Here is a 13,080-nt window from a genome sequence, read left to right on the forward strand (position 1 = left end):
TGGTCTATTTTGTCTCAAAAGATTATTTTTTAAAAAGCTAGTAGTATTCAAAAATCTACTTGAAAGTTTTTATTGAAGCTGTTTTATATCCGGTTTTGTAGGTTCTGTATAAATGGTTTGATTAGTATAATATATTACCATTCCCGGTTTGGCCCCATTTGGTTTATGGACATTTTTAATTTCTGTATAATCTACGGCTACTTTGGAGGAATTTTTAGCTTTACTGTAATATGCCGCAAGATTTGCAGCTTCTTCCAAAGTTTTATCTGGAACTTTGCCAAAATTTTTAATTATTACGTGAGATCCAGGAATTTCTTTAGTATGAAGCCATATATCCCTTTTATCTCCAAATTTGAGAGTAAGGTAATCATTTTGAAGATTATTTTTACCTACATATATGTCTATTCCATCACTGGATACAAATTTCATTGGCTTGGAATCTCTACCCTTTTTTTTAGTATTTGATTTTTTAAATTTTATATACCCGCTTTCCATAAGTTCTCTTTTTATTTCTTCAATATCATCGTAGTTTTCACAATTCTTTATGTTGGTCATTACAGAAGTCAAATACTCCATTTCCTCTTTTGCTATTTTTAATTGTTCATTTGCAGCTTGTTCTGTTTTCTTTAATTTATTGTATTTTTTAAAATAACGTTGTATATTTTCGGAAGGAGTTTTATTTTTATCAAGTTTTATATCTAAATACTCCATTTTTTCACTATAGTAATTTTGAATTCCTATATGGCTGTCACCCTTTTTTATATTGTAGATCTGTGAAGTTAAGAGTTCACCATATATTCTAAAAGTATCTTTATTTTTAGCCTCTTTAATGCTATCTATTAGAATTTTTATTTTCTTAGTGCATCTTTCTAAGTTTATATTTATAAGTTTAGAAAGGTCAGAGCTTTTGTTGCTTAACCTATCACATTTGTCCTTTTCATAGTAAAATTCTTCTATTAATTGGGAAGGTGTAGTATAGCATTTTTCTTTGCATTTATTTAAATAGGTTAATTTATAACAGTAGAAATCTTTTACTTTTTCATTTTCTATGTAGGATGCAAAGTAAAAATTATCATTTATCACTTCATCAAAAATTTTCCTGCAAGAGTCGTATAGAAAGTCTAAATTGCTATTTTCTGAAAAATCTTTTTCACTATTTAATTTGTAGGATAATTCCTTTGAAAAGGAGCTACTTATGCCAGTAAACACTTTTGAAAAAAAACTTTTATCAATTTTTGTTGAGGTAGTTGTTAAAAACTTTACAAAATCCTCTTTTGTAAAGGAAAGGGGATTTAGTTTATTTGAAGTTGGTGGAAATACGTATTTTATTCCGGGAAATAGGGATCTCACGGTGTTTATTTCAGGTGTTATATGTTTTATACTATCCATGATCAAATTATCTCTTTTTCGAACTAAAGTTATATTACTATGTCTTCCCATTATTTCTATTACTAATGTATATATACTGTTAAAACCCAATTCATCTGAGCTTTCGAAATCTAAAAAAACAATTCTATCTGTGTCCAATTGCCTTATGTCAACTAATTTTGATGGGCTTAGGTGTTTCCTCAAAACCATGCAAAACATAGGGGGCTGAAGCGGATTTTGTTTGCTTTTAACTGTAATATGCATTTTAGGATATACTGGACTTGCACTTAATAAAAGCTTATAATTTTTTCTCCCATTTTTAATGCTTAATACTATTTCATCCTTTTCAGGTTGATTTATTTTTTCAACTTTTCCTCCTAGTATTTTTTCTTTCAATTCTTTTAAAACGCTGTGTATGAAAATACCGTCTAAAGCCATATTGTTCATCCTCTCGTAAGTTATGTATTTAATAAATTATATCATCTAGAATTTTTAAAATAAAGTTGTAAAAATTTTATTGATAAAAGATTATTACAGTAGTAAACTTAATTTGAAATATACAGCATCTTTATGGAAGGGTGAAAAATTTAATATGAAATTTATTAAAATGCAAGGTACTGGAAATGATTTCGTAGTAATAGATGACAGAGATAATAGATTTTTAGGAAAAGAAAAAGAACTTGGATTAAAGCTTTGTAATAGACATTTTGGAATAGGCGGAGATGGGATATTGATAGTTCGCCAGAGTGAAATTGCACAGATCAAAATGATAATAATAAACTCAGATGGTTCTTATGCATCTATGTGTGGAAATGGAATAAGATGTTTTGCAAAATATGTATGGGAAGAAAATTTAGTAAAAGAGTCTCCTATAAAGATAGAAACGGGGGATGGTATAAAGGAAGCATTTTTGAATATAGAAAATGGTAAAGTGAAGGAAGTCACTATTGATATGGGAACACCTTCTTTTGATCCAAAGAAAATTCCGGTAAACTCCTGTGATGAAGTTGTAAAAAAGGAATTAAAAATTAATGAAAAAACTTATAGTATTACTTCAATGTTTATGGGAGTACCTCATACAGTTATATTTGGTGATCTTGAAAAGTATGATGTGAAAGAAGGAAAGGCTATTGAAAAATATTCTATTTTCCCCGAAGGAACTAATGTAAACTTTTGTGAAGTTTTAAATAAGGACGAAATTAAAATAAAAACTTGGGAAAGAGGAGCAGGTCCTACTTTAGCCTGTGGTACGGGAACTTGTGCCTGTGCTGTAGCTTCAAATAAGCTTGGCTTTACAGAGGGAAAAGTTAAAGCTCACGTTCCAGGAGGAATTCTTTTTATAGAAGTGAAAGACAATAAAGTTTTTATGACAGGTCCTGCAGAGGTTTCGTTTAAAGGGGAATATGATATTTAATGAAAAACTTTAGAATGATAATTTTTTTTGTTTTCATGTCTTTTACATTTCTCATATTAAGTAGTTGTACACCTAGAGATGTAAACAAAGGTAAAAGTGGAGCAAATATTCATTATTCTAATGTTATAGCGGTTGAAGCTAAAGAAACTGATACGAAGATATTTAATGTGGATAATTATAAGTTATCTCAAAACTTAACGAATAACAATATAAATAATATAGAGGAAATGCTATATGACACAAAGAAAACCACTTTTATTTATTTAAATAAGGAAAAAGATTCTAATAAAAATAAAATAGATATAATTACTAAGGATTCTGTAGATGAAGTTAAAGATTTTTATAATGCACGAGATATTAAAATGAATTCTACAGGGGATAAGATTGCCTTTAGGACTTTTAAAAACAGCTCGGTATATAGTGCTGAGGGAATGAAAGTATACGATATAAAAAATAAAAAGTATTTAGATATTAAATCGAAGGTTCTAGTTTCTGGAGATTTATATGAGTGGCTAGACGATCATAGAATAATTTATTATGGAAGCATAGAAGGAAAAGCAAATTCTAATAGAGTATATATATATGATTTTAATACAGACAGAGAACAAATATATTTAAATGACATTAAAGGGTACTGTATATATTTTATTCCTTTAGGAAATGATATATTATTTTTATCGAGAAGTTACAATGAGTTATATTTATATTTTTATAATAATGAAAGTAAACAGTTTACACTTTTAAGTGATGGATTTACGGAAATATATAGTTCAGTATCAGATAAAAATAGAAAAAGTGTATTTTTTATTGGAAATCAAAAGGACAATAACACTGCACTTTATGAGTTTAAAGAGGAAAGTGGTACAGTAAACAGGATTACCTATGACTTTCCACAAACTCTTGGTATTTCTTCAGGAATAGCTGAAGATGAAAGTGGTAATGTATATTTTACAGGTATAGGAAATTCAGGTCAGCAGGATAATTTGGATGTATTTATGTATAATGCAGATGAAAAATCTATAAATGTTATATCTGAGCATGCTGGCAAGTATAAAATTTATAAAAATAATGAAATGTAAGGGTACTATGAAAATTACAGTTAAAGTAGTTTTTATAGTATCTTTTTTAATTAATAGTTAAGAATGAAGAATTAATAGTTAATGTGGATTTTTTTGAGTCGGGGTGTGGACATTTTCTTGGACTATCTAGGCTGTAAATTATTGTGCAGTGTCATTGCATAAATAATAAGAAGAGGAATATGGGAGTACTGAAATTTAATTTCAATAAAAGCTCATGTAATGACTGTATGGGCTTTTATTGAAATAATATTAAGAGTTTATAACTTATTAAAGTACAGTCTATTTAAATACCTTAACACGGTCTTCTAATGGTTGAAACTGTTTTTCATCTGGTTGTGCCGTTGGCTTTCCGAATGGCATTTGCGCAATTAACTTCCAATTGATTGGTATACTCCATTCTTTTTTTACATCATCTTCAATAAGTTCGTTATAGTGTTGTAGTGATACTCCAAATCCTTCGACTTCTAATGCAGTCCAAATAACAAATTGGTGCATTCCACTTGCTTGTTGGGACCAAATTGGGAAGTTATCTTTATAGCGAGCAAATTGTTGCTGAAGAGACTCTATTACACTAGTATCTTCAAAGAATAAAACTGTACCATATCCACTTTTAAATGAATTTATTTTATTTTCAGTATCACTAAATTGATCGGCTGATACAACCTTTCTCAATGCTTCTTTTGTAATGTTCCATAATTTATCATGATGATTTCCTAATAATAAAACTACCCTTGCACTTTGCGAGTTAAATGCGGATGGGGTATGTTTAACAGTATGGTCTATGATTTCTTTAATTCTATCATCTGAAACTACAGCTTCCTTGCCAATTCCATAGAATGTACGTCTGTCTGCAACAGCAGTTAAAAAATCTTTTGACATTTAATCATTCCTCCAACTTATATGAAATTTTTCTTTTTTATTATTTGTAAATAGAAGTCAGTATATTCTTATTTAATATTAGCTGCTGCAACATCAGCAGATTTCTCTATATATGTATACTGTATAGCTATCTCTATGATATAATATACTTTAGATGTAAATTTGTAGTTCATGATGTTATTTATATAAAGACAATGGATTAAAGAGGAATTCACAGTTGTAATTTATTGTATAAGAAACTAAAAAGGAGGTTACTTCTTATGGATTCAGATATAGCTCCACTTGTAATAGGAACTTTAGGCGGCATTTTAATGATAATTTTAGGTTATATAAGCAATAAAGAGGATGAAAAAGAAAATAAAAATTGATACGTAGTTTCTTATATTGTTTACTAACTAAGGCCACATCAGGATGTTAATTCCAGCATGTGATCTATTTTTATATATATAAACGTTCATTTTAACATTGATTAAAATTTATAAAGAATTTTAGCCAAACCAAATTCATTAAATATAAAGAAACGTCCTAAAAACATAGCACAAATAAATATAAAAGGTTCTATTTCCAAATAACTTGTCTTTATATCTTTCTTTTTCACTCTATTAAGCATCTTATATAAACAATAACCTACTATTGCTCCCAAAGTATTCAGTATGAAATCATCAATATCTGTACATCGAGTATTGAAAAGCTGACTTAATTCTATTAATATAGAAAAAGAACTTCCAATAATTATGAACTTCCATTTGTTCCAACTTGTCCAAATTAGTGGAATTAAAAATCCAAGAGGAATAAACAATATGATATTTAAAACATACTCTATTATATCTATATTTCCAGAAAAGGGTATCAAATTAATCTCATTTGGGTTTATTTTGAATCCATACATTTTAATATTATATAATGTTCCAGCACCCGTAAAATGTAGAACTCCAAAAATATAAAGTGCAAAAATAAAATTCCAAATTAAAAATCTTTTTTTATTTCTCATTTTATCTTTTCTAAATACTACATGTAGAATCACATATGTGATAAAAAACGGAATTAAAACAGAAATCATTTCATATCCAATCAAAACCCAATTACGTATATCACTCATTATAGCTCTCCTTTCCTTATACACATCAAACATGCATGTGAGATATTGTCGTTGATATATCAATTTAGCTATTATTTTTGCATCTTTCTTATTATTCTTTGTAGGATTGTTACATCACTACTATAGGCTTATTTATTTTTAATATTTTATATAATAACCAATATTAAAAATATAATTTGTAAAATCGTATAAAATTTAGATATTCTCTAAGAAAGTTGTAAACAATATCTAATTGTTTTAAAAAAGGAAATATTTTAAAATACAATATATAGTATATTACAAGCATACTATTGGAAAAATTTTTAAGCAATTTTCAAATTAGTATTGACTATATATTATATTAATTTACTTTTACATATCTCATTATTTTGCTGATTTTTACCATATATTATTAGTTGATATTTAAATGTTAATAAAAATATTTTCATAATATCTATAGTATATGGGATATCACCAACATTTCCGACAAAACCAACACTAAGACAAAAAATGAGTAATTGTATAGATAATGATATAATTTACTTATTATTTAGTTCACAGTTGTAAATTATTACGTCACAATTATTAAACATAAAAAGGTTAAATTGATATAAGTATTATCGGATGACCACATGTAATGGTAGAAAGTAGTTATAAATTAAGGATATAGAAGGTGGGATAAAATGAACGCAGTTTTGACAGTAATACCAATTATACTTATTAGGTATGGACTTTTAAGTATAGTAAACAAAGAAGCACTTAAACGTGCGGGCTTATTTGCTCCAGTAATCGGAAGAGAAAAAGTAGCATATTGGGTTTATCAAATTTCAACTACCTTTATTTTACTATATTTGTTATTACTTAAAATCAGGGAAGACTCTGAGTGGTTTTATATAGGTCTAATAATCTATAGTTTGGGGATTATTTTATATGTGGTATCTATAATAAATTATGCTAATCCTAAAATGAGTGGAATAAATTTAAATGGGTTATATCGAGTATCCCGAAATCCTATGTACATTGCATATTTTCTTTCTTTCTTAGGATGTGTATTTCTAACTCAATCAAGGATATTGCTTGTGCTATTAATATGTTTTCAAATATCAGCGCATTGGATTATTCTTTCAGAAGAAAGATGGTGTATTAAGGAATTTGGAGAAGAATATTTAAAATATATGAATAGAGTAAGACGTTATATTTGATAGGTATAATAAAATTTTATTTCACCCATAATTCACATTTTTTTATTATATAAAAAAATATATAAAATGGGGCCATAACCAACATGGCTCCATTTATGATCCCTGAACATTATATAACTCATCTACCACAATTCTATTCTTATACATATACTGCATATCTAACCCTATGATATAATGTATTTTAGATGTAAATTTGTATTCCATGATGATATTTATATAAAGACAATGGATTAAATAGAAATTCACAGTTGTAAATTTATGCGTCATAATCGTATAATATGAGACCATTTATAGAATCTCTATTTTTCTTTATAATTAATGGATTATGTTTCTAAAAACTTCAAAAGAGCATTTTTATTTAATACGAGAATTTTTTTATATTTAGTATTAATCCATTGATATTGAGAGAATTTGTTTAAAGTTCTGCTTACCGTAACTCTACTTACACCTACAGCCTTTCCAATATCCTCATGGGTACGATCAATAGAACAATTAGTAGATAGACTCACATTTAGTAGATATTGGGCAATTCTTTTCTCTGCTGGTAAAAATGAAATATTGTCAATTTCATTTGATAACATTCTTACCTTTTTCGATAGAAGCTCTATAAAATTCAAAGCAAGAAGTGGCTCTTTTTGAAAATATAACATAATGTCAGATTTATTAATATTGATGATTTCTGAATCTGAAAAAGTTTTTGCCGATGACATTCTTGGAAAGCCATCAAAAAAAGAAGCTTCTCCAAAAATTTCTCCCTTTTTATAAATTGCTAAAATTTTTTCTAAGCCATCTGTGGAATTTACAAAAGCTTGAACTCTTCCTTCTTTTAGGTAATAAAAATTTTTAGCAATTTCTCCTTGACGATAAATTATTTGATTATCTTTAAACATCTGTGCAGGTTTTGTCTTAAAAGTTTCAAACAATCTAGTAGGAATACCTATTTTATGGACTAAAAACAAATCCCATGTATTCAAGAAAAAACACCTCCATTTAGTAATTATTTTTTGATTGTATCATAGTTTACATTATTCATAAAAGTTTTATGTGATAATATAATAAAACAATTTATGGAGGTAGCAAAAAAATGAAATGGAATAGTAATCTATATGATAATAAACATTCTTTTGTAGCAGAATATGGTAAGCCTATGATTAATTTTGTAAATGTGGGAAAAGAGCAAAAAATTTTGGATTTAGGATGTGGTACAGGGGTATTAACAAATGAGCTGGCAAAAAACGGTGCAACTGTTATTGGAATAGATTTATCAAAAAATATGATTGGTAAGGCAAAATCTAATTATCCTAACTTAATCTTTCAAGTGGAGGATGCAACAAGTTTGCCTTTTAAAAATGAGTTTGATACTGTTTTTTCTAATGCGGTTTTTCATTGGATATCAAATCAAGAAAAATTGTTGCATTCTGTTTATACTTGTTTAAAAGATAATGGGACGTTGATTTGTGAATTTGGAGCACAAAATAATATAAGTCAAATACAAACTGCTTTTGAAAAGGTAATAGAACAAAAGGGATATTCTTATTGTTCACCATTCTTTTTTCCTTCAAAGGAAGAATATAAGTTATTATTAGATCAAGCTGGTTTTGAAGTAAAACATATCATTGAATATGATAGACCAACACCACTTGCTGATGAGGAAAAAGGACTACGTAACTGGATTTGTCAATTCTTTGCAAGTGATTTACTAGAATTTTCAGATGAACAAAAGGAGCAAATATTACTTGAAACAGAAAAACTTTGCAAAAATAGCATATGGAAAAACAACCAATGGGTAGCGGATTACAGGCGTATTCAAATTATTGCAGTTAAAAATAAAAACAATCGTACCAAATGAACATAATAGGTAATTATATTTTTTAGTTCGGAATGTTCTTATTATACGAAATAAATATAGATCATAAATGGAGCTATAACCAACATAGCTCCATTTATGATCCTTGACCATTATATAACTCATCTACCACAAATCCATTCTATACATATACTGCATGTCCAAGCCCTATGATATAATATATTTTAAATGTAAATTTGTAGTCAATCCTGTTATTTATATAAAGACAATGGATTAAAGAGAAATTTACAGTTGTAAATTATTGAGTTACAATCACAAGGTAAAATGAGCAATAAAACTATTTTAATCACGCTTTAGAGGAGTTTTTATAATGGAAATAATTGAAGGTGAATACATATTTACAGACGATGCTACTCGGATTAAATTAGGTGAGGTTTGCAGCCTGTTAAGGCAATCTCATTGGGCTAAAAATCGACCTGCTGAAATCATTGCTAAAACAATTGAAACTTCACTTTGTTTTGCAATTTATCACAATGATATACAAATTGGATTTGCAAGAGTTATAAGTGATTATGCTGTCTACAGTCTAATATTAGATGTAATTATTGATGAAAAATATAGGGGTAATGGCTTAGGAAAAAAACTAATTGAATTTATAAACAACTATCCAAGTATAAAAGATACAAGTAAAGTTCTTTGGACAAAATATGCTGAAAGATTATATTTGAAATGCGGATTTAAAGAAGAAGATTTTTATAAATTTATGTTTAATAGATCTTAATTAAATACCGTTGTGACGGAATATTCACAACTTTTTCTTTATAAATTATACTTAGCTAGTTCCTGTTTAAATTTATTCAAAATATAAAGCTCTTTACTATTAGCAATTCTAGTATTTTCATCTATGCAAAGTAGATTAGATTGTCTTTGCATGTCATTTACTAACGAGTTTAATAAGTTATTAAAGTTACCATAGCTAAAAGAGTTTACGCTTTTTGAATTGAAATTAGGATTAGCCATATTAAGTTCGTTAAGTTTAAACATAGCTATTCCTGCATCAAGCCTGTCTTCTTTAGAAAGGCTATTTACAACATTGTCCCAAGATTTAACTACACTGTCAGGGGCATTTCTTAGTATATCTGAACCAGATAATTTGTTTTTAGCCTCATCCATGCTTGATTTAAAAGTTGATATGTTATTAGTTGTGTTTGTATTAGAAATATAATTAGAATTTTTAGTATAGATATTTTTTGAATTGATTTTCATGTATAATTCTCCTATTCTACATTAATGGTAATCTTGTCGGAAAGTTTATTATAGCTGTCTATCCTACAATCATTTGGGCCTCCACATAAATCCCCTTCACACAAAACTTCAATTCCAAGTTTTAATTTTATTTTACAATTTATATATCGTATGTAAATTAGGTAAATTTATAGAATACATTGAATAAAAACCCATATTATGAGATACAATTAGCAATTTCAACTTATTGCCATATATCTACAATATAAATATATAAGAGTACCCATAATACATGAATATGAAGAATATTAATGATTTATTAAAATAGAAATGAAAAATAAGAAAAGGGGCTATAGCTTAAATATAGCTCCTTTTATGATATCCTGACCATTATACAACTTATTTGCCACAGTATTAGCAGATTGCTCTATGTACGTTCATGCCTATCTTATGCACATAACTTATTGTCAATATATGTTTAATTTCATGTATAAAAATTTTGTCCTGAGATTTATTTTATTATGGAATTCGTATACCCAATATTTACAAAATTAATTTTCTTATTTCTATTTTTTTTGTAATATATAGCAGGAAAATCTAATTTATTGTAGAATTTATAAATTAAAACATTATAGGAGGTATATGAAAAATGAAAAATTTAAAAGAGAGTGTTTTAAAGAAAAGTATGAAAGTGGTAGGTTGTTTGTCTTTATTTCTAGAAGCTTTAGTTATAGTCCCAGCATCAGCAGGTTGTTACCATCAGCCAAAATGTCCTGATGAACTTTTGAAATAATTACTTAGTCTTTTACAAATACTTAGGTTAAAGATTTTAATAATGAAAAATACAAAATTATTGGTTTTTATCTATAGTATTTATAAAAAACTTTAGAATCAAAGGGGGAATATTGTGGTTGCTGTTATAAGAGAAATAATTATGGATACTTATAGAAGCATTACTTCTTTTAGGTATTTTTGAAGCACTGTATGATAAGAAAAAATTTATAATACAGAATAAAATTAGAACAGGATTATTTTGTGTATTGTATATTTTTGGAACTTATTGGTGTACATTACATATGGTACTAGTTGACCACACATTGTTCCTTCTAGTGTACGATGTTTTATTAATTGCTTGGATTATGAAAATAAAGATTTTTGATTCTATAGTTATAGTTTCTTTATTTTTTACAATAATTTTTAGTACAGAATTTTTTGTTCAAATCATTGAAATGTTTATATTTGATCTGGATTTGAATCAAGTTTTTTTAAATTCTATAGGTGCATGGGCTGCTACATTAATTTCTAAAGCATTACAAATTTTTATTGTAGCTATGATTTTTAAATTTAATTATTATTTTGTTAAACTTAAATTATTTGAAAAAGAAGGGGCTGTTTTTGCTAGTTTAATAATTGAATCAGTAGTGGTTACTATCTTAGTATTTTGCGTTAATTTTAGCCTACTTGATATAAAAAATATACAAATGTATAATATTTTAATTTTTACTGTGTATTTCATATTTCTAATTTTAAAATTTAAAAACTTAAAGGAAAAACAAACACTTGTAAATGTAAATGCTAAGTATAAAGTTCAAGAAAGCCAAATTAAAAATATGGAAGAAATAATTAGTATAATAAGGCAGGAAAAGCACGATTTTGCCAACCACATAAATGTTATACAGGGATTATGTTTATTAAACAAGCCTAACACTGTTGAAAGAATAAATAATTATGTGTTGAAAATTTCAGATACCATGCAGTCTTCCTTTAAGTATTTAGATACAGGAAATGATTACATAGATGGATTATTATCTATCAAAAACAACTATGCTGTGAAAAATAACATAGATTTTGAAGTAATGATTGATGAACCGTTTGATTTGATAAAAGTCAGACAGGATGAATTGATAAGTATAATAAGCAACCTGGTAGATAATGCATTTAAAGCGTTTCAATCTAAGTTATACACTGATGATAAGGAGATAGCTGTCAGCACTTTTAGAGAGCATGAAGATTTTTGTATTGAAATAGCTGATAATGGAGATGTCATTCCAGAAGACATGATAAAAAAGATTTTTGATAGAGGATTTTCCACAAAAACAACTAAGAAAAGTGACCACGGTTTTGGATTGTATATTACTAAACAATTAGTTGAAGAAAACAATGGAAGAATATATGTGGAAAGCAGTCCTGAAATTACTAAATTTTTAGTGAAATTTAAGATAGAAGGATAGATAAGAGAATGAATTTATAGACTCTAAAGTAAAAAGTTTTTGAAGTAGGCCCACAATTTTCTAATCTAAAACTAAAAACAGAGCTGTAACCCAATATAGCTCTGTTTTTATATATTCGAGGGTGTAGGTTAGTACCTAAAACTTATGTACTATTTTGTTTTATTGTTACTCAAAGCTATTCCTAAAGCAGCGCCAATTGATATTCCTAAAGCAAGATTATTGAATGATACTCCAAATGAAATACCCAAACTTATTCCAATAGCTAAATAATCATAGCTTTTTTTATTTGCCTTTTTATTCTGTTCCATAAATAAATTCCTTTCTCAATAAATAAATTGCCTTATTTATTAAATTTATATTTAACTAATAATTTCTTATTAACTCCAAAATATGATGCAATTTGGCCTTTACACATATTTTCTAAAGAATATTTGTCAATGTTTTTTTCGTCAATTAAAAGTTCAGCTGCAAACTTGTTTGCTTCATTTTCAATTCTCCCCCTGGGGAATAACGTATATTCTCTTATAAAGCAAGTGGATCTATGGTAGAGGAGTAAAGCATGTCCTAATTCATGCGCCAATACAATAACTTTTTCAACTCGTTCAAGTTAAAGTTTATTATTAGACTAATGTAAAATCCCTTAGTATTTTCCCTTTTTCCTACCAATGTCAACTAAATTGTTTCACAATATTTTCATATTAAGTTAAAATTTCATATGTGCAAAAGTTGTCTTAATTATATTTTATCATCATTGTTTAAAGATAAAAAAGGTGGCTA

13 protein-coding genes and 1 pseudogene are annotated in these 13,080 nt (G+C 27.3%); 7 read left to right on the top strand and 7 right to left on the bottom strand.

Features of this window, described 5'->3' with window-relative positions; all coding sequences use genetic code 11:
- Nucleotides 1-69: 69 nt before the first annotated feature.
- Nucleotides 70-1,806, bottom strand: coding sequence for an Rqc2 family fibronectin-binding protein (locus CLAU_RS15500; RefSeq protein ID WP_023163043.1), 1,737 nt, complete (start codon nucleotides 1,804-1,806; stop codon nucleotides 70-72).
- Between the two features lie 154 nt (nucleotides 1,807-1,960).
- Between CLAU_RS15500 and dapF the strand changes: the two genes are divergently transcribed.
- Nucleotides 1,961-2,782: a diaminopimelate epimerase gene (gene dapF / locus CLAU_RS15505; RefSeq protein WP_013237741.1), complete on the top strand. Its 822-nt coding sequence runs from the start codon at nucleotides 1,961-1,963 to the stop codon at nucleotides 2,780-2,782.
- A complete protein-coding gene (locus CLAU_RS15510; RefSeq protein ID WP_023163045.1) occupies nucleotides 2,782-3,861 on the top strand; it encodes a hypothetical protein in 1,080 nt (359 codons plus the stop codon). The genes dapF and CLAU_RS15510 overlap by 1 nt, the downstream gene beginning before the upstream one ends.
- A gap of 279 nt (nucleotides 3,862-4,140) precedes the next feature.
- On the opposite strand, the gene CLAU_RS15515 is transcribed toward CLAU_RS15510, so the two are convergent.
- Nucleotides 4,141-4,740 carry a nitroreductase family protein gene (locus CLAU_RS15515; protein WP_023163046.1) on the bottom strand — a complete coding sequence of 200 codons (600 nt, stop codon included), beginning with the start codon at nucleotides 4,738-4,740 and terminating at the stop codon, nucleotides 4,141-4,143.
- 469 nt (nucleotides 4,741-5,209) lie between these two features.
- Nucleotides 5,210-5,839, bottom strand: a complete 630-nt coding sequence (locus CLAU_RS15520) for a VanZ family protein (protein WP_023163047.1) — start codon at nucleotides 5,837-5,839, stop codon at nucleotides 5,210-5,212.
- A 662-nt stretch (nucleotides 5,840-6,501) separates the two neighbouring features.
- On the opposite strand from CLAU_RS15520, the gene CLAU_RS15525 reads away from it, so the two are divergent.
- Nucleotides 6,502-7,020 (top strand): methyltransferase family protein, encoded by a 519-nt coding sequence (locus CLAU_RS15525; RefSeq protein ID WP_013237747.1) that lies wholly within the window; start codon nucleotides 6,502-6,504, stop codon nucleotides 7,018-7,020.
- A gap of 323 nt (nucleotides 7,021-7,343) precedes the next feature.
- On the opposite strand, the gene CLAU_RS15530 is transcribed toward CLAU_RS15525, so the two are convergent.
- The gene (locus CLAU_RS15530; protein ID WP_023163048.1) at nucleotides 7,344-7,994 is read right to left on the bottom strand and encodes a Crp/Fnr family transcriptional regulator; all 651 of its coding nucleotides are present in this window, start codon (nucleotides 7,992-7,994) and stop codon (nucleotides 7,344-7,346) included.
- 110 nt (nucleotides 7,995-8,104) lie between these two features.
- On the opposite strand from CLAU_RS15530, the gene CLAU_RS15535 reads away from it, so the two are divergent.
- A complete protein-coding gene (locus tag CLAU_RS15535; protein ID WP_023163049.1) occupies nucleotides 8,105-8,869 on the top strand; it encodes a class I SAM-dependent methyltransferase in 765 nt (254 codons plus the stop codon).
- 328 nt (nucleotides 8,870-9,197) lie between these two features.
- Nucleotides 9,198-9,608 carry a GNAT family N-acetyltransferase gene (locus tag CLAU_RS15540; protein WP_023163050.1) on the top strand — a complete coding sequence of 137 codons (411 nt, stop codon included), beginning with the start codon at nucleotides 9,198-9,200 and terminating at the stop codon, nucleotides 9,606-9,608.
- A gap of 38 nt (nucleotides 9,609-9,646) precedes the next feature.
- Here CLAU_RS15540 and CLAU_RS15545 read toward each other — a convergent pair whose 3' ends face one another.
- The gene (locus tag CLAU_RS15545) at nucleotides 9,647-10,093 is read right to left on the bottom strand and encodes a hypothetical protein (RefSeq protein WP_023163051.1); all 447 of its coding nucleotides are present in this window, start codon (nucleotides 10,091-10,093) and stop codon (nucleotides 9,647-9,649) included.
- Between the two features lie 628 nt (nucleotides 10,094-10,721).
- On the opposite strand from CLAU_RS15545, the gene CLAU_RS20130 reads away from it, so the two are divergent.
- Together CLAU_RS20130 and CLAU_RS15550 are read left to right on the top strand one after the other, a co-directional pair.
- Nucleotides 10,722-10,865 carry a cyclic lactone autoinducer peptide gene (locus CLAU_RS20130; RefSeq protein ID WP_023163052.1) on the top strand — a complete coding sequence of 48 codons (144 nt, stop codon included), beginning with the start codon at nucleotides 10,722-10,724 and terminating at the stop codon, nucleotides 10,863-10,865.
- Between the two features lie 141 nt (nucleotides 10,866-11,006).
- A pseudogene (locus CLAU_RS15550) lies at nucleotides 11,007-12,303 on the top strand (sensor histidine kinase).
- A gap of 149 nt (nucleotides 12,304-12,452) precedes the next feature.
- Here CLAU_RS15550 and CLAU_RS20910 read toward each other — a convergent pair.
- Nucleotides 12,453-12,611 (bottom strand): glycine zipper domain-containing protein, encoded by a 159-nt coding sequence (locus CLAU_RS20910; protein WP_013237753.1) that lies wholly within the window; start codon nucleotides 12,609-12,611, stop codon nucleotides 12,453-12,455.
- 32 nt (nucleotides 12,612-12,643) lie between these two features.
- Nucleotides 12,644-12,883: an ImmA/IrrE family metallo-endopeptidase gene (locus CLAU_RS15555; protein ID WP_013237754.1), complete on the bottom strand. Its 240-nt coding sequence runs from the start codon at nucleotides 12,881-12,883 to the stop codon at nucleotides 12,644-12,646.
- Nucleotides 12,884-13,080 lie beyond the last annotated feature (197 nt).

The organism is Clostridium autoethanogenum DSM 10061 (genome assembly GCF_001484725.1).
GTDB classification, from domain to species: Bacteria; Bacillota; Clostridia; order Clostridiales; family Clostridiaceae; genus Clostridium_B; species Clostridium_B ljungdahlii.

Coding starts and splice junctions, on each gene's coding strand:
- CLAU_RS20130 (WP_023163052.1), top strand. CDS start 10,722: ATGAAAAATTTAAAAGAGAGTGTTTTAAAGAAAAGTATGAAAGTGGTA.
- dapF (WP_013237741.1), top strand. CDS start 1,961: ATGAAATTTATTAAAATGCAAGGTACTGGAAATGATTTCGTAGTAATA.
- CLAU_RS15510 (WP_023163045.1), top strand. CDS start 2,782: ATGAAAAACTTTAGAATGATAATTTTTTTTGTTTTCATGTCTTTTACA.
- CLAU_RS15545 (WP_023163051.1), bottom strand. CDS start 10,093: ATGAAAATCAATTCAAAAAATATCTATACTAAAAATTCTAATTATATT.
- CLAU_RS20910 (WP_013237753.1), bottom strand. CDS start 12,611: ATGGAACAGAATAAAAAGGCAAATAAAAAAAGCTATGATTATTTAGCT.
- CLAU_RS15500 (WP_023163043.1), bottom strand. CDS start 1,806: ATGGCTTTAGACGGTATTTTCATACACAGCGTTTTAAAAGAATTGAAA.
- CLAU_RS15535 (WP_023163049.1), top strand. CDS start 8,105: ATGAAATGGAATAGTAATCTATATGATAATAAACATTCTTTTGTAGCA.
- CLAU_RS15520 (WP_023163047.1), bottom strand. CDS start 5,839: ATGAGTGATATACGTAATTGGGTTTTGATTGGATATGAAATGATTTCT.
- CLAU_RS15525 (WP_013237747.1), top strand. CDS start 6,502: ATGAACGCAGTTTTGACAGTAATACCAATTATACTTATTAGGTATGGA.
- CLAU_RS15515 (WP_023163046.1), bottom strand. CDS start 4,740: ATGTCAAAAGATTTTTTAACTGCTGTTGCAGACAGACGTACATTCTAT.
- CLAU_RS15540 (WP_023163050.1), top strand. CDS start 9,198: ATGGAAATAATTGAAGGTGAATACATATTTACAGACGATGCTACTCGG.